This is a genomic window from Nocardia sp. NPDC058518, assembly GCF_042719655.1.
Taxonomy (GTDB): Bacteria; Actinomycetota; Actinomycetes; order Mycobacteriales; family Mycobacteriaceae; genus Nocardia.
On sequence record NZ_JBHXNJ010000001.1, the window covers coordinates 902,186 to 918,100 of the forward strand.

A 15,915-nucleotide genomic window follows, 5' to 3' on the forward strand; every position below is an offset into this window, starting at 1 on the left:
TCGCCCCCCCACCGTTAGCTTTGTTGGGCCCCACCCCCCCCCCGCCCACAAACCCGCGGGGTTCCCGGGGGGCGGGTTTTTCCCCCCGCCCCGCGTCCCGCAATCGGCTCGACGGCCCGCGGATTACCGGAACCGAGTGCGGGCATTCGCCGGGCAGGAAGAATCCCGAGAAAGGATCTGGCGATGACCGTCCCATTGCGCGCCCTTGCTCTGGTCTGCACGCTCAAGCCGTCACCCGCCGCGTCGAGCAGTGCGCTCATCGCCGATCAGGTCCTGGCCGAGCTGGCCACCCACGACATCGAGGGCGAGTCGGTGCGGATCGCCGATTTCGACATTCGCCCCGGCGTCAGCGCCGACGAGGGCGACGGCGACCAATGGCCGCAGATCCGGCGCCGCGTCCTCGACGCCGACATCGTCCTGCTCGCTACCCCCACTTGGATGGGACATCTGTCCTCGATCGCGCAGCGGGTCCTCGAGCGGCTCGACGCCGAACTGTCCAGCACCGACGATGTGGGCAGACCTGCGATGTTCGGCAAGGTGGGCATCGCCGCGATCGTCGGCAACGAGGACGGCGCGCACAAGATCGCCGCCGACACCTTCCAGGCGCTCGACGACATCGGATTCACCATCCCGGCGCAGGGTTGCACCTATTGGAACGGTGAAGCGATGGGCAGTGTCGACTACAACGACCTGCCCGCCACCCCGGACGCGGTGCGCGCGACCACCACAACCATGGCCCGCAATGCCGCCCATCTCGCCGGCTTGCTGCGCACGCGGAATTATCCGCCGGGCTGAGAACCCGCTCGAGATGGATCGGGGGCTGTGGTTCTCAGTTGATCGCGTTCTGTCGCCATTGCGAGGATAATTGTCACCGGGGATGACAGGTTCGCCCGAATCACCCACCTGGAGCCAGCGATGATCCACAGCCACCGGATGTTCTCCCACCTGGTCCGCACGACCGGTGAGGAGTCGTTCTACGACGATCAGTTACGGCACGCGGCCTGGGGTGCGCGGTGCGTGGGCCGGGGTCCCACCGCTCCCCTGCACGCCGGAGGACTCACCGCGCTCGCCGATCGGCTCGAGCTCAAATCCTTGCCCGCCGGGTCGCCGGTGTTCTCGGCGGGCGCGCCACCAGACGGTGTGTGGATCGTGCGGCACGGGCAGATCGAACTGTCCGTCGGTTCGGGCAGCCAGCACGCGGTCGTCGACGTGCTGGGCCCCGGCGATGTCGATGGCGACATCGCACTGCTGCTGGAAATGCCGCTGCCCTATACCGCGCGCACGCTCACCGAGTCGGAATGCCTGTTCCTGCCCGCCGCCGACTTCGACGCCGTGCTCGCCGGCCATCCAGCGATCGCGCGTCGCTGGCTTTCCAGTGTGGCGCAACGTCTTTCGGCAGTTCAGGCACAGCTGATCAACATTCTCGGCCGCCCGCTGCCCATCCAGGTGTCCCAGTTGCTGCTCGACGAAGCCGTCGACGGGTCGGTCCCACTCGACCAACGCACCCTCGCCGCCATGCTCGGTGTGCCGTGCCCGTCGCTGAACAAGACCGTCAAGGAATTCGAACGACACGGCCTGATCAACATCGGCGACGAGACGATCGACATCATCGATGCCGAAGGGCTGCGCCACCTCCACCTTCCTGCTGAAACGCGCTGACCACGCTGCTCAGTAGCCCGGCGAGTAGAATTGCCACCAGATGGCCGCCGTCGGTCAGGTGATCCGGCGTGGTCACAGGAGCGGCAGATGAGCGCACGAGACGACTCCGCTTCGGGACGGGTTCCCCGAAGACTCCGACTCATGCTGACGGCCGCCACGGTGCTCTTCGTGTTGCTACTGACCGTGCCGCGTCTGATCGGCGCGTACGTCAATTGGCTGTGGTTCGGCGAGGTCGGCTACCGCGGTGTCTGGTTGACCGTGCTCCTCACCAAGCTGTCGCTGTTCGCCGTGATCGCGGTGTGTCTCGGTGGCGCCGTGTTCATCGCCATGTGGCTGGCATACCGGTCTCGTCCCGTCTTCTTTCCCACCGCACGCACCGACGACCCGCTCGGCGAGTACCGCCGCGTGGTCGGCCGGTGGCCGCTGCGCTTCGGGTTGGGGATCGCCGTCGGCTTCGGGCTGATCTGTGGTCTCATCGGGCAGTCGAGGTGGGAGACGGTGCAGTTGTTCTTGCACGGCGGGTCGTTCGGCGAGCGCGACCCCGAATTCGGGGTCGATATCGGTTTCTTCGTCTTCGATCTGCCGTTCTATCGACTCATCCTGAGCTGGCTGTTCGTCGCCGTCCTCTTCGCGTTTCTGGCTTGTCTGGCAACGCATTACCTGTTCGGCGGGCTCCGTCCGGTCCGCAAATCGATCGGTCTCAGTCATGGGGCGCGCATACAGCTCGCGGTGCTCGTCGGCCTGTTCTTCGTGTTCAAGGCCGCTGCGTATTGGCTCGACCGGTATGCGCTGTTGTCGAGCCATCGGCGGGAACCGACGTTCGCCGGCGCCGGCTACACCGATATCAATGCCGTGCTGCCCGCCCGGTTCATTCTCCTCGCGATTGCCCTGATCTGCGCTGCCGCGGTCTTCTCGGCGGTGGTGATCCGCGATCTCCGGGTCCCGGCGATGGCCGCTGTCCTGCTGTTGCTGTCGTCGATCGTGGCGGGGGGCATCTGGCCGCTGGCGGTGGAGCAGTTCTCGGTGCGGCCCAACGCCGCCGACCGGGAGAGCACCTATATCGAACGCAATATCGCGGCAACGAGGCAGGCCTATGGGATCGGCGGCGACATGGTCGACTACCGGCCGTATCCAGGTGTCGGTTCCAGGCCGCCACCCGAGGTCGCCGCCGATGCGACCACGATCGCCAATCTCCGGCTGCTCGACCCGCATGTTCTCTCCCGCACATTCACCCAGCAGCAGCAGCTCAAGAACTTCTACAGCTTCCCGGAGAACCTCGACCTCGACCGCTACCGGATCGACGGCCAATTGCGCGACTATGTCGTCGCGGCGAGGGAGTTGACCCCGAGCGCGCTCAGCGGCAATCAGTCGCATTGGGTCAATCGGCACACCGTCTACACCCACGGTGACGGGTTCGTCGCAGCGCCGGCGAACCGGGTCAACGCGGCAGTCCGGGAAGCGTCGGGCGATAGTTCGGCCAGTAACAGTGGGTATCCGATCTACGCGGTCAGCGACATCGCCTCCCAACGCGCCGGCGACCAGGTGATCCCGGTCGAACAGCCACGCATCTACTTCGGTGAGGTGATCGCGCGGGCCGATCCCGACTACGCCATCGTCGGCGGCGGCATCGAGGCGCGCGAGTACGACACCGACACGACCAAGTACACCTACACGGGTGCGGGCGGTGTCCCGATCGGGAACTGGTTCAACCGGCTCGCCTTCACCGCGACCTACGCTGAACGAAACATTCTCTTCGCCAAGGCGATCGGGCCTGATTCGAAGATCATCTTCCATCGTGACCCGAGCGAGCGTGTCGAGCTGGTCGCACCGTGGCTCACTGTCGACAACAACCCGTATCCGGCGGTCGTCGACGGCCGGATCGTCTGGATCGTGGACGCGTACACCGCGATCGACGGCTACCCCTATGCCGCGCGGAGTTCGCTGGCCGCGCTCGCCCGCGATGACAGCAGATCGTTGCGCGATCCGGCCGAGATCTCCTACGTGCGGAACTCGGTCAAGGCCACCGTCGACGCCTACGACGGCACCGTGACGCTGTACCAGGTCGACACCGACGACCCGGTGCTGTCCGCGTGGATGCGAGTGTTCCCGGGCACCGTCGAACCCGCGGAGAAGATCAGTGACGACCTGCGCGCGCATCTCCGATACCCGGAGGATCTGTTCGTCATCCAGCGCGACATGCTCGCCCGCTACCACGTGGACGAACCACGGGAGTTCTTCACCAACAACGCCTTCTGGTCGGTTCCCAGCGATCCGACCGTCGACGCCAATCCCCAGCAGCCGCCCTTCTACGTGTTGCTCGGTGACCCGGACAGCGCCGCGCCCTCGTTCCGGTTGACCAGTGCGATGGTCGGGTTCAAACGGGAGTTCTTGTCCGCGTACATCTCCGTGCACTCCGACCCGGAGAACTACGGCAAGTTCAGCATTCTGCAGTTGCCCACCGATACGCTCACCCAAGGACCACAACAGATCCAGAACTCGATGATCTCCGACACGCGAGTGGCTTCCGAACGGACATTGCTGGAGCGCTCCAACCGCATCCAGTACGGCAACCTGCTCACCCTGCCGATCGCCGACGGCGGCGTGCTCTATGTCGAACCACTGTTCACCGAACGGATATCGACGGCACCGAACGGGTCGACTTTCCCGCAGCTGGCACGCGTACTGGCCAGCTACCGGGAACCGGGCACCGGCGGCGTCAGAGTCGGCTACGCACCGACCCTCGCCGAGGCGCTCGATCAGGTATTCGGCCCCGCCACCGGCAATCTCGCGACCCCGCCCGGTGGCAGCGCGGCAGCGCCGCCACCTCCGGGCCGGACGGCGGTGCCACCGAGTGAGCCGCAGCCCTCAACTACCCCACCGCTGATGGACGAGGCCACGATCGCCCGGCTGGAGGCTGAGCTCGAGGCGGCCCGTGCGGCGCTCGATCGCCTCGAGCAGCAACTCGATGACATTCTTCGCCCGAACAAGTGAGGAGCGGCAACTCTGCCCGACTACACGCTCCCTCTGCCGATGCCGGGAACGAACCGGCCCGTCGCCGCCAGATACGCCTGATATCCCGGGCCGTGCACCCGGGCCAGATACGGCTCCTCGACGACCCGGACTTGCAGTTCGATAGTCACCAGAAGCACCACGAACCCGGCGATCGCGACGACGTTCGGGATCAGCAACGTGACACCGGTGGCGAAGACCAGCATCGCCGTGAAGATCGGGTTCCGCACGATCCCGAACACCCCGGTGTGCACCAAAGTTGTTGTCTCGGTGGCATCGACGCCGATTCGCCAGGACTCCCCCATCTGGTTCTGCGCGTACAGCGTCGCGGCGATCCCGGCGAGCGCGAGCACCGTCCCGGCGGCTTGGATCGGGGCCGAGGACAGCCACGCGATCGGCGCGACGACATCGACCAGCTGGAGAACCGGGGCTGCGAGCCCGACTGCGATCGCGGCGATGAATCCGACACCGGCGAACCATTCCAAGGAGCCGGGTCGTCCGCTGATGCCCCGGAATCCGGTGGAACCGGTGGCACGGTGCTGTCGCCAGCTGCGCCATCCGAATCCCAAGGCCCCGAAGAGCAGGTACAGCGCCGATGCCAGCCAAGCGGCCATTGTTCTTCCTCGATTTCAGTCGTCGCAGCAGGCGCAGGCATCGGCCTGGGCGGTGGGTTTCGCGGCGGCACCGATCGGTGGTGTCGCACAGCAGGTATCGCCTTTCCAGGCGTTGAGACCTTCCTTCACGGCGATCACGGCGATCACCAGCGCCGCGATCGGATCGGCCCACGACCAGCCCAGCAGGCTGTTGAGCAACAACCCCACCAGCAGTACCGCCGAGAGATAGGTGCACAGCAGCGTCTGTTTGGAATCGGCCACGGCAGAGGCAGATCCGAGTTCACGTCCGGCCCGGCGTTGCGCGGCCGAGAGGACCGGCATGATCACCAGGCTGGCCGCGGCCAGCGCGATCCCGACCGTGGAGTGCCTGGCCTCGCCGATGCCGAACAGGGCGCGTAGCGAGTCGATGGTGACGTAGGCGGCGAGGGCGAAGAAGGAGAACGCGATGATGCGCAGTGCGACCTTCTCCCGCTTCTCGGGGTCGCGTCCGGCGAACTGCCACGCGACCGCGGCGGCGGAGGACACCTCGATCACCGAATCCAGACCGAACCCGATCAGCGCGGTGGAGGACACCCGAACACCCTCGGTGAGGGCGATGATCGCCTCGATCACGTTGTAGGTGATCGTCGCGGTGACGAACCAGCGAATCCGCTTCGACAACAACGCTTTACGCGCCGGATCGGGTCCGACCGTCACAGCGAACAAGGGCATACCGAGCGAGGCCATCAGCAGCACCCCTCGGAATCCGCATCCGGGCAGCACGCCGGATCTACGGCCAAGACCAGTCCGAGCAGATCATCGAGCGCGGCGCCGATGCGAGCGTCGGCGAGCTCGTAACGACTGCGCCGCCCTTCGGGAACCGCGACAACCAGACCGCATCCACGGAGGCAGGCCAGATGATTGGACAAGATCTGGCGTGATACCCCGATCCGCTCGGCGAGCTGCGACGGGTATCCGGGCGACTGGCGCAGATTCAGCAGGATCTGGGTACGAGTCGGGTCCGACAGCGCGTGCCCGAATCGGGCCAGCGCGTCGGTGTGTAGCACCGGCAATATCTCCATAACCAAACAGTACATCTAGATCTGTATTCAGAAAAGAGTGGATTGTCTCCGATCCTGGTTGAGGGTGGAAACCACGGTGACCAGCCGGTCGCAGCCGACTTCTAGGCTCTGCTCATGACTGTGGTGCGCTCGATCCTGCTGTTCGTCCTGGCCGCCATCGCCGAGATCGGTGGGGCCTGGCTGGTCTGGCAGGGTGTGCGCGAGCACCGCGGCTGGGCCTGGATCGGGGCAGGCGTCATCGCACTCGGCATATACGGGTTCGTCGCGACATTGCAGCCCGACGCCAACTTCGGACGCATCCTCGCCGCCTACGGCGGGGTATTCGTCGCCGGTTCGCTGTTGTGGGGGATGGCGCTCGACGGGTTCCGCCCCGACCGCTGGGACGTCACCGGCGCGGCGATCTGCCTGGTCGGCGTCGCGGTCATCATGTACGCACCACGCGGCTGATCGCTACCGGCAGCTCCATTGCGACGGCATCGCAGGTCGAGGATGGGCCTCAGCCGACCAGGCCGCCGCTGCACGCGAGCACTTCGCCGGTGATGTAATCCGACTCCGGCAAGCACAGCAAATAGACCGCGCCTGCCGCCTCCTCCGGGGTGCCGAGGCGGCCCAAGGGAGCGATGTGCTGGGCTGCTTGCAAGAGCATCGGATTGACGCCGACCTTGATCTCCTGTCCGGCGATGTCGATCGTGGTGTCCTCGGTGGCCGATTCGGTGAGCCTGGTCTGGATCAGGCCGAAAGCGACAGCGTTGACCGTCACCCGGTAGCGGCCCCATTCTTTGGCGACGGCCTTGGTGAGACCGAGGATTCCGGCCTTGCCCGCAGAATAGTTGGCCTGTCCCGCGTTGCCGTAGAGCCCGGCCAGCGACGAGATGTTGACCACCTTGCGTGTGATCGGATTACCCTCCGCCCGTTCACGTTTCGCCGCCGCGCTGATCACGGGCTGGGCGGCACGCAGAATCTGGAACGGCGCTTTCAGGTGAACGTCGAGGATGGCGTCCCACTGGTCGTCGGTCATCTTCTGCACAACGGAGTCCCAGGTGTAGCCGGCGTTGTTGATGATGATGTCCAACCCGCCGAAGGAATCGACGGCGGTGGCGACGAAGCGCGCGCCGAACTCGGGATCGGTAACACTACCGGCGCAAACCGCCGCCCGCCCGCCTGCGCCGACGATCTCGTCGGCCACCTGTTGGGCTGCCTCGGGGTCGAGATCGTTGACGACGACAGCCGCCCCGTTGGCCGCGAGTTTGCGGGCGATAGCCGCCCCGATGCCGCGCCCGCTGCCGCTGACGATCGCGGTCTTACCTGCCAGTGATGACGTCATGAGTGCGCCGATCCTTCCGTGGTGAGTTTCGTGAAGTCGCCGTGCCTGCCCGCTCCCGCCGCGAAGCGGGCCGCACCGGCGAGTGTGTCGGCCTGGAACGAGGTCATTCCATGGGTGAATTCATTGGCGAGTGCCGTGGTTTCGTCCGATCCCGCTTGTTCGAGCGCGGACAGGCGGTCTTGGCGCATGCAGGTCTGCGGGAACCGGGTGAGCTCGTGGGCGAGTTCCCGAGCGAGCGCCAGTGCCTTGCCCTTGGGGGCGATCCGGTTGACCAGGCCGATCCGGCGCGCTTCGGTGGCGTCGACCGGCCTGCCGGTCAGGATCAGATCCATCGCGTGGCTCTCGCCGATCAGCCGGGGAAGACGGACCGTGCCTCCGTCGATCAACGGCACGCCCCAGCGACGGCAGAACACGCCGAGAACCGCGTCCTCGTCAGCGACCCGCAGGTCGGCCCAGATCGCCAGCTCCAGTCCGCCCGCGACCGCGAATCCGGATATCGCGGCGATAACCGGCTTGGACAAGCGCATCCGGGTCGGCCCCATCGGACCGTCACCCTCGACTCCGGCGACATTGCCACGTTCGGTACCGAGGGCTTTGAGATCGGCTCCCGCGCAAAATGTTCCGCCGATGCCGTGCAGAATCGCCACGGCGCTGTCGGGGTCGGCGTCGAATTCCCGGAATGCGGTCGCCAGCGCCGCCGCGGTCGGGCCGTCGACCGCGTTGCGGACGTCGGGGCGGTTGATGCCGATCAGGACGACGGGGCCGTCACGCTCGACGAGAACTGTGGAACCAGACATCAGAACCTCGAATCGTTGCGCTCGGTCTACAGCGACCGCGCGATGAGCTCTTTCATGATTTCGTTGGTGCCGCCGTAGATCCGCTGGGCGCGCGAATCGGCATAGAGGCGGGCGATCGGGTATTCGGTCATGTAGCCGTAGCCGCCGAACAACTGCAGGCAGCGGTCCACGACCCGACACTGCGTGTCGGTGACCCAGTACTTCGCCATCGACGCGGTCGCCGGATCGAGCCCGCCCGCGAGGTGCTTGGCGATGCAGTCATCGACGAAGGTGCGCACTACCCGCGCGAGCGTTGCGCATTCGGCCAGTTCGAAGCGCACGTGCTGAAAATTGAACAGGGGCTTACCGAACGCGGCGCGTTCTTTCGAGTACGCGAGCGCCCAATCGACCGCCAGCTCGGTGGCCACGGCGCCGACCACCGCGATCTCGAGCCGCTCCAGCGGAAGCTGCGTCATCAACTGGACGAAGCCCTGCCCTTCGACCCCACCCAGCACGTTCGACGCCGGGACCCGTGCCTCGTCGAAGAACAGTTCCGCGGTGTCACCACTGTGCTGGCCGAGTTTGTCGAGTACTCGCCCGCGCCGGAACCCGGCGCAATCCCGCGTGTTGACCAGGATCAGCGAGACCCCGTGCGCGCCTGCGTCCGGGTCGGTCTTGGCCGCCAGCAACACCAGGTCCGCCGAGCCGCCGTTGGTGATGAAGGTCTTGGCGCCGGTGATCACATACTGGTCGCCGTCGCGCCGGGCACGGGTGGTCATTCCTGCCAGATCCGAGCCGCCCCCGGGTTCGGTCATCGCGATCGCCGCGATGACCTCTCCGGTGGCCATGCCGGGTAGCCAGGCCTGCTTCTGTTCCTCGGTGCCGTAGGCCGCCAGATACGGCGCGACGATCCCACTGTGGACGATGTTGCCGAAACCCGCATCGGAGATGCGCGCTTGCTCTTCGAGCATGATCAGATCGTGTGCCGCCGAACCACCGCCACCGCCGTACTCCTCGGGCACCGCCATGCACAGCAGACCCAATTCGCCTGCAGTGGTCCAGAACTCACGATCGACATGTCGTTGTTCGGCCCACTTGGTCAGATTGGGGACCGCTTCGCGGGCGAAGAAGGACCGTGCGGTAGCACGTACCGCGATCATGTCCTCGCTCGCCGCCCAGGGCGATTTCACTTCTGCACTCGGCATGAGTTTCCGTTCGTGATTGCTGGTCCCGGATCGGTAGGACACCGACAGCGACGTCGAGAAACCTCCGCGGTCGAACCGCCGCTGATTCCGTGCCGCTTCGACCGCGGCTACCGACCCCAATGAAACAGTCCAATCGTACTGTTGTCAATGCCTGGGAGGATGCATCCATGGCATCACCCACGGAAGGTCGGCGGCGTAGCGACGCCGCCCGTAGCGGCCGCACACGTGAACGCATCCTCCAGGCCGCGGTCGACTCCTTGATCGAGGACGGCTACGCGGCCACGAGTATCGGCGCGATCCAGAGCCGGTCCGGTGTCTCCCGTGGGGCGCTGCTGCACCAGTACCCGAACAAGGCGCACCTGCTCGTCGACGCTGTGCGCCACCTGTCGGATCAGCAGGTAGACGAGGTCCTCGCCTACTCGGAACCGGCCACCGCCGAGGACTGGATGACGGTTCTTTGGCACAGCTTCGCGACCCCGCTGTTCGGCGCGGTGCTGGAACTGTGGGTAGCGGCCCGGACCGATGCCGATCTCCGCGGCGCGCTGCTACGCCATCAGCGTGATCTGCACGGCGGCATCCGCGAGTCGATCACGCGCAATCTCGAAGGCCCCCTGCCGGAGAACTTCGATTCGGTCTTCGAGATGACTCTCACCTATTTTCGCGGCCTGGCGTTGACGACGATTCTGAGCACCAACCACCGGGACCGTCTGCTCGATGACTGGCGCGCGACGATGCGATCGGTCTTCTCCTCGCCCTGAGCGGCAGCCGACTGTGCGTTCAGCCCTCGGCGAGCGCGCCGATCGCCGCGCGCAGTCGGGTGGTGGCGTCGGCGACAACCGGGTCGAGTGCGGGTTCGCCGGTGACCGTGGCCATCAGAGCCGGGTTCATGGCCTCGATGATGATGGAATCCGTTGCCGTGCGGTCGCGGCGCACCACCACGTTGCAGGGCAGCAGTACTCCGATCTGCCGGTCGATGTCGACGGCGCGGTGGGCAAGGGACGGGTTGCACGCGCCGAGAATGCGATAGTCCTCCATCTCCTCCCCCAGTTTGGCTTTCATGGTGGCGCGCAGGTCGATTTCGGTGAGGATGCCGAATCCCTGGGCGGCAAGCGCCGTTGTGGTGCGTTCGATCGCGTCGTCGAAGGTGGTGTGCAGGGTCGTCGACAAGGCCAGGTCCATCAGATTCCTTTCGGTCATCGGAATGCGGCAGCCGGATCAGATACTGCGGCCGGTGGGGCGTCTACTGATCCTGCACGAGCGACAACAGTTTCCGCGCATATCTTCGATCGGCGGTGTCGCCGAATTCTCGACCGTCGTCTTGCATGGGTCGGTGTCACCGGGTCATCGCCCGGATCTCATCCCATACGGGTGAAGCCGCGAAGCCAACCCTCGTCGCATGCTGGACGAGCATGCTCCGACCCGGATCCTGATCGTCGGAGCGACGTGTGCCGACCATGAGCCGTGACCGCAATCAGGAGACGACGATGCCGCACTCGAAGCCGAATATCCTTGTCATCTGGGGCGATGACATCGGGATCACCAATCTCAGCTGCTACAGCGATGGATTGATGGGGTATCGAACGCCCAATATCGATCGCTTGGCCGCGGAAGGTATGCGATTCACCGACTCCTACGGTGAGCAGAGTTGCACCGCGGGCCGCGCGGCCTTCATCTCCGGACAGAGCGTGTACCGGACGGGTATGAGCAAGGTCGGCGTTCCCGGCGTGGATATCGGCTTGGCGCCCGAGGATCCGACGATCGCGGAATTGATCAAACCACTCGGTTACGCGACCGGGCAGTTCGGTAAGAACCACCTGGGTGATCTCAACAAGTACCTGCCGACAGTTCGGGGGTTCGATGAGTTCTTCGGCAACCTGTATCACCTGAATGCCGAAGAGGAACCGGAGTTGCCCGATTATCCGCACGAGGATCAGTTCCCGCGTCTCTACAATCTTCAGCTGCCGCGCGGCGTGCTGCACGCGTGGGCGACCGATACCGACGATCCCACCGAGGATCCGAAGTTCGGTCGCGTCGGAAAGCAACGGGTCGAGGACACCGGTCCGCTGACGAAGAAGCGGATGGAGACGATCGATGACGAGATCGCCGACGCCTGCGTCGATTTCATCAAACGCCAGCACGAGGCCGACACACCGTTCTTCGTGTGGTTGAACTTCACCCACATGCATGTGCGCACCCATACCAAGCCCGAAAGTGTGGGCCAGGCCGGAATCTGGCAGTCGCCCTACCACGACACCATGATCGATCACGACCGCAATGTCGGCACGGTCCTGGACCTGCTGGACGAACTCGGCCTCGCCGAGGACACGATCGTCATCTACAGCACCGACAACGGCCCACACGCCAACACCTGGCCGGACGGGGCGACAACACCGTTTCGCAGTGAGAAGGACACCAACTGGGAAGGCGCTTTCCGCGTTCCCGAGCTGATCCGGTGGCCGAACAAGATCGCCGCGGGCCAGGTCACCAACGAGATCGTGCAGCATCACGACTGGCTCCCGACCCTCATCGCGGCGGCCGGCGAGGCGGAGATCGTCGACAAGCTAAAGAAAGGACACAGCGTCGGCGACACCACCTACAAGGTCCACATCGACGGATACAACCTGCTGCCCTATTTGACCGGCGAGGCGGACACGAGCCCCCGTCGAGGGATGGTGTATTTCTCCGATGATTGCGATGTCCTCGGAATCCGGTTCGAGAACTGGAAGATCGTGTTCATGGAACAGCGCGCCACCGGCACGCTGGGGATCTGGGCCGAACCGTTCACCCAATTGCGGGTGCCGAAGCTGTTCAATCTGCGCACCGATCCGTTCGAGCGCGCGGACGGCACATCGAACACCTACTGGGACTGGTTTCTCGACCACGACTACATCGCCGCCTACGGCACCGCGATCGCGACGGCGTTCCTGGAAACGTTCAGGGAGTTCCCGCCTCGGCACGAGCCGGCGTCGTTCACCATCGATCACGCGGTGAACAAGCTGCACGAGTTCCTGGCCAGGGACTGACGTCATGACCGACAGCCTCGAATCGTGGACGGACGGCACAACCAAAGCCGCCATCGTCGAGTTCGTCGAGCGGGTCACCGACCCGCAGCGGCCAGAATTCGTCGAGCCCGCGGCACGGGTGGCGGTCTTCGACAACGACGGCACCCTGTGGTGCGAGAAGCCGATGCCCATCCAGCTCGACTTCACGATCCGCCGCCTCGCCGAAATGGCCGAGCACGACCCCTCGTTGAGAACGCAGCAGCCGTGGCAGGCCGCCTATACCCACGATATGAAATGGCTCGGAGCTGCCGTGGTGAAGCACTACCACGGTGACGACGACGACCTGAAGTTGTTGATGGGCGCCGTGGTTCGTGCCTTCGACGAGGTGACCGTCGAAGACTACGACGCTCGGGTAACGGCCTTCTTCGACAGCTCGAGTCACCCGACACTGGGCCGTTCGTATCGCGGTTGTGGGTACACACCGATGACCGAATTATTGGCCTACCTGAACACGCATGGGTTCACCACCTACATCGCCTCCGGCGGCGATCGGGATTTCATGCGCCCGGTCGCCGAAGGGCTCTATGGCGTGCCACCCGAACGCGTGATCGGCAGCGCGCTCGGCCTGACCTATCGAGCCGATGATCGTGGTAACCAGTTGCTGTACAAGGCGGCGATGGACTTCTTCGACGACGGGCCGGAGAAGCCCGTCCGGATCTGGAGCAGGATCGGCCGTCGCCCGATCGTGTCGGTCGGCAACTCGAACGGCGATCTGCCGATGCTCGCCTTCTCCGAACTGCCCGATAAACCCGCCCTCAGAGTGATTGTCCTGCACGACGACGCCGACCGGGAATTCGACTACGTGGCCGGTGCCGAAGACCTCCTCGCCCGCGCGCACAAGGACGGATGGACCATAGCCAGCATGAAGAATGATTGGCGCGACGTTTTCGCACCCGATCCGCAGTGAGTCGAGGAGAACCGAGACACGTGGACACCATCATCGGCACGGAGCTTCGCCGGATCCCCGCGCAAGTGTTCACCATGGGATCCGACCGTCACTATCCGGAAGAAGGACCGGCGCATCGGGTCGAAGTGGACGCGTTCGCCATCGAAACCGGCCAGGTCACCAATGCTCGATACGCTCGATTCGTGGACGAGACCGGCTATGTGACCGTGGCCGAACGCCCGCTGGATCCGGCAGAGTTCCCGGGTGCTCCGGCGGAGAACCTCCAGCCCGGTTCGATGGTTTTCGCCGCAACGGCCGGTCCGGTCGACTTACGCCATCTCAATCTGTGGTGGCGGTGGACACCCGGCGCCTCGTGGCGACAGCCGACAGGGCCACGCTCGTCGACGCAAGGGCGTGAGGAGCACCCGGTCGTCCATATCGCGCACGAAGACGCCCGCGCCTATGCCGATTGGGCAGGCCGTGCACTACCGACGGAGGCCCAGTGGGAAGCGGCCGCGCGTGGCGGCTTGGACAACACCGAATTCGCCTGGGGCAACGAGCCGGAACCCGACGGTCTGGCTCTCGCGAACTACTGGCGCGGGCACTTTCCGTGGCAGCCGGATGCCGGGTACGGCACGACCACACCGGTCGGAACGTACCCACCGAACGCGTACGGCCTCTACGACATGACCGGCAATGTCTGGGAATGGACCGACGATTGGTACGCCGAGAACCACACCGGCGCCGACCTGTGCTGCGCCCCACGCAATCCCCGCGGTCCGGCGGTGGAGGGTAGCTTCGACCACCGGCAACCTCAGTTCCGTGTACCGCGCAAGGTGATCAAAGGCGGGTCGTTCCTCTGCGCCGACAGCTACTGCCGACGCTACCGACCCGCCGCCCGCAGACCTCAGATGATCGACACCGGCATGAGCCACATCGGTTTCCGCTGCATCGCCGAGGCCTGATCGACGACGCCTCGCCGCCGCTTCCAGTACGGCACCGCGTATTTCGCGCGTCGCGTCGTCCGCGTCGGGTGACGTTCGTCCTCGCGTATGGCCTCGGTCTGCCGTCGCCGCGCCTATCGACCTTCGCTCGATGCCGCCGCGGCCGCATCGTCGATTCCGATCCACGGGACGAACGCCGGAATGTCGGCGGGGACGCGCCCGGGGAAGTCGGGGCGGCGCCGTTGCAGGAACGATGTGATGCCCTCGACCGCGTCGGCACTGTCGGCCAGTCCCCCGATCAATTTCGAGTCCAGCGCGTGGGCGGGGTACGGGGTGTCGAAGGCGCTGAGCCGCAGCAGCATCTGGCGGGTGACCGCCACCGACACCGGTGCGGTGTGCTCGATGAGGTCACGGGCGTACGCCTCGGCGGCGGGGAGTACCTCGTCGGGCTCGACGACCTGGTGGACGAGCCCACCGGCCAGCGCTTCGGCCGCGGGGAAGACCCGCCCGGACAGCATCCAGTCCATTGCCCGACCCATGCCGACGATGCGCGGCAGGTGCCATGCCGAGGCACCCTCGGGGAAGAATCCGCGCCGGGTGAAGACGTAGCCGAAGCGGCTGTCGGTGGCGGCGATGCGGTAGTCCGCGGGCAGGATGATCGTCGACCCGGCACCGACCGCGGCACCGCGGATCGCGGCGATGACGGGTTTGGTGCACTCGAAGATCCGGCGCGAGCACTGTCCGGCGGGTTCGAGCCAATCGTCGTCGACGTCGCCGCCCGGTGCGCCGCCGGACAGGTCCATGCCGACGCAGAAGTCGGACCCTTCGCCGGTCAGGATGATCGCGCGCACATCCGGGTCGCGGTCTGCCACGATGATCGCGTCGCCGAGTTCGGCGGCCATGATCAGTGTGTACCCGTTTCGCGCCTGGGGGCGGTTCATGCTGATGGTGGCGATGTGGTCGCGCACCGTGTACAGGATCTCTTCGTAGGCCATGTCGTCCTCGGGGTCGGTCGGTCGAATCAACTGTGCGATAACCAGTTTCGGCTTGGAGATGAGAAACATCGGCGCCGCGGCGACGGGGAGGGTGAGTGCGCGCGTGAGTTCGGCGGTTCCATCAGGGTGTTCCTTTCCGGCACGACTGTGCCGAGACAGTGGGAGTCGAGGGTGTGACACATGCCGGACTCCCTTCATGCTTCCATGCATGCCGCACAGCTCGCGGGTCGAGCTACCGAAGAGCTCGATCACTGCCTCTATCTGGTTATTTACCGCAAAGTCACCAACACGACTTCGAGCAACACGCAAAACCATGCACCAACGAATGCAGAAATGCAAGGCAGGCTCCGGCCACGGGACAGAAAGGGACACCGCCGATC

General features: G+C 65.4%; 16 protein-coding genes. 8 read left to right on the plus strand and 8 right to left on the minus strand.

Features of this window, described 5'->3' with window-relative positions; all coding sequences use genetic code 11:
* Positions 1–183 precede the first annotated feature (183 nt).
* The 3 genes from ACFWPX_RS03910 to ACFWPX_RS03920 all read left to right on the plus strand — a co-directional run bounded on the left by ACFWPX_RS03910 (position 184) and on the right by ACFWPX_RS03920 (position 4,650).
* A complete protein-coding gene (locus ACFWPX_RS03910; RefSeq protein WP_378925796.1) occupies positions 184–795 on the plus strand; it encodes a flavodoxin family protein in 612 nt (203 codons plus the stop codon).
* A 120-nt stretch (positions 796–915) separates the two neighbouring features.
* Entirely contained in the window at positions 916–1,659 is a 744-nt protein-coding gene (locus ACFWPX_RS03915; protein WP_378925799.1) for a Crp/Fnr family transcriptional regulator, read from the plus strand.
* A gap of 87 nt (positions 1,660–1,746) precedes the next feature.
* Positions 1,747–4,650, plus strand: a complete 2,904-nt coding sequence (locus ACFWPX_RS03920) for a UPF0182 family protein (RefSeq protein ID WP_378925801.1) — start codon at positions 1,747–1,749, stop codon at positions 4,648–4,650.
* A 20-nt stretch (positions 4,651–4,670) separates the two neighbouring features.
* Here the strand turns inward: ACFWPX_RS03920 and ACFWPX_RS03925 are convergent, their stop codons facing one another.
* Genes ACFWPX_RS03925 through ACFWPX_RS03935 form a run of 3 tightly spaced genes read right to left on the minus strand, consistent with a single transcriptional unit; the run spans position 4,671 to position 6,343 of the window.
* Complete coding sequence (locus tag ACFWPX_RS03925) at positions 4,671–5,282, minus strand: methyltransferase family protein (protein WP_378914167.1); 612 nt, start codon at positions 5,280–5,282, stop codon at positions 4,671–4,673.
* A 15-nt stretch (positions 5,283–5,297) separates the two neighbouring features.
* Positions 5,298–6,011, minus strand: coding sequence for a cation transporter (locus tag ACFWPX_RS03930; protein ID WP_378926135.1), 714 nt, complete (start codon positions 6,009–6,011; stop codon positions 5,298–5,300).
* Positions 6,008–6,343 (minus strand): ArsR/SmtB family transcription factor, encoded by a 336-nt coding sequence (locus tag ACFWPX_RS03935; protein WP_378914168.1) that lies wholly within the window; start codon positions 6,341–6,343, stop codon positions 6,008–6,010. The genes ACFWPX_RS03930 and ACFWPX_RS03935 overlap by 4 nt, the downstream gene beginning before the upstream one ends.
* A gap of 114 nt (positions 6,344–6,457) precedes the next feature.
* Here ACFWPX_RS03935 and ACFWPX_RS03940 point away from each other — a divergent pair, with 114 nt between their 5' ends.
* Positions 6,458–6,790, plus strand: coding sequence for a YnfA family protein (locus tag ACFWPX_RS03940; RefSeq protein ID WP_378914169.1), 333 nt, complete (start codon positions 6,458–6,460; stop codon positions 6,788–6,790).
* Between the two features lie 49 nt (positions 6,791–6,839).
* Here ACFWPX_RS03940 and ACFWPX_RS03945 read toward each other — a convergent pair whose 3' ends face one another.
* Genes ACFWPX_RS03945 through ACFWPX_RS03955 form a run of 3 tightly spaced genes read right to left on the minus strand, consistent with a single transcriptional unit; the run spans position 6,840 to position 9,648 of the window.
* A complete protein-coding gene (locus tag ACFWPX_RS03945; protein WP_378925803.1) occupies positions 6,840–7,667 on the minus strand; it encodes an SDR family NAD(P)-dependent oxidoreductase in 828 nt (275 codons plus the stop codon).
* A complete protein-coding gene (locus ACFWPX_RS03950; RefSeq protein WP_378925805.1) occupies positions 7,664–8,464 on the minus strand; it encodes a crotonase/enoyl-CoA hydratase family protein in 801 nt (266 codons plus the stop codon). Before ACFWPX_RS03950 ends, ACFWPX_RS03945 begins: the two co-directional genes overlap by 4 nt.
* 26 nt (positions 8,465–8,490) lie before the next feature.
* Positions 8,491–9,648, minus strand: coding sequence for an acyl-CoA dehydrogenase family protein (locus ACFWPX_RS03955; RefSeq protein WP_378925808.1), 1,158 nt, complete (start codon positions 9,646–9,648; stop codon positions 8,491–8,493).
* A 167-nt stretch (positions 9,649–9,815) separates the two neighbouring features.
* On the opposite strand from ACFWPX_RS03955, the gene ACFWPX_RS03960 reads away from it, so the two are divergent.
* Positions 9,816–10,406: a TetR/AcrR family transcriptional regulator gene (locus ACFWPX_RS03960; protein WP_378925812.1), complete on the plus strand. Its 591-nt coding sequence runs from the start codon at positions 9,816–9,818 to the stop codon at positions 10,404–10,406.
* A gap of 19 nt (positions 10,407–10,425) precedes the next feature.
* Here the strand turns inward: ACFWPX_RS03960 and ACFWPX_RS03965 are convergent, their stop codons facing one another.
* Complete coding sequence (locus ACFWPX_RS03965) at positions 10,426–10,827, minus strand: DUF302 domain-containing protein (RefSeq protein ID WP_378926137.1); 402 nt, start codon at positions 10,825–10,827, stop codon at positions 10,426–10,428.
* A 305-nt stretch (positions 10,828–11,132) separates the two neighbouring features.
* Here ACFWPX_RS03965 and ACFWPX_RS03970 point away from each other — a divergent pair, with 305 nt between their 5' ends.
* The 3 genes from ACFWPX_RS03970 (at position 11,133) to ACFWPX_RS03980 (ending at position 14,561) form a co-directional block, all read left to right on the plus strand.
* Positions 11,133–12,671 (plus strand): arylsulfatase, encoded by a 1,539-nt coding sequence (locus ACFWPX_RS03970; protein WP_378926139.1) that lies wholly within the window; start codon positions 11,133–11,135, stop codon positions 12,669–12,671.
* A gap of 4 nt (positions 12,672–12,675) precedes the next feature.
* Positions 12,676–13,617, plus strand: coding sequence for an HAD family hydrolase (locus ACFWPX_RS03975; RefSeq protein WP_378925814.1), 942 nt, complete (start codon positions 12,676–12,678; stop codon positions 13,615–13,617).
* Between the two features lie 74 nt (positions 13,618–13,691).
* Positions 13,692–14,561, plus strand: a complete 870-nt coding sequence (locus ACFWPX_RS03980) for a formylglycine-generating enzyme family protein (protein WP_378926141.1) — start codon at positions 13,692–13,694, stop codon at positions 14,559–14,561.
* Between the two features lie 113 nt (positions 14,562–14,674).
* On the opposite strand, the gene ACFWPX_RS03985 is transcribed toward ACFWPX_RS03980, so the two are convergent.
* Entirely contained in the window at positions 14,675–15,715 is a 1,041-nt protein-coding gene (locus ACFWPX_RS03985) for an enoyl-CoA hydratase-related protein (RefSeq protein WP_378925817.1), read from the minus strand.
* Between the last annotated feature and the right edge of the window lie 200 nt (positions 15,716–15,915).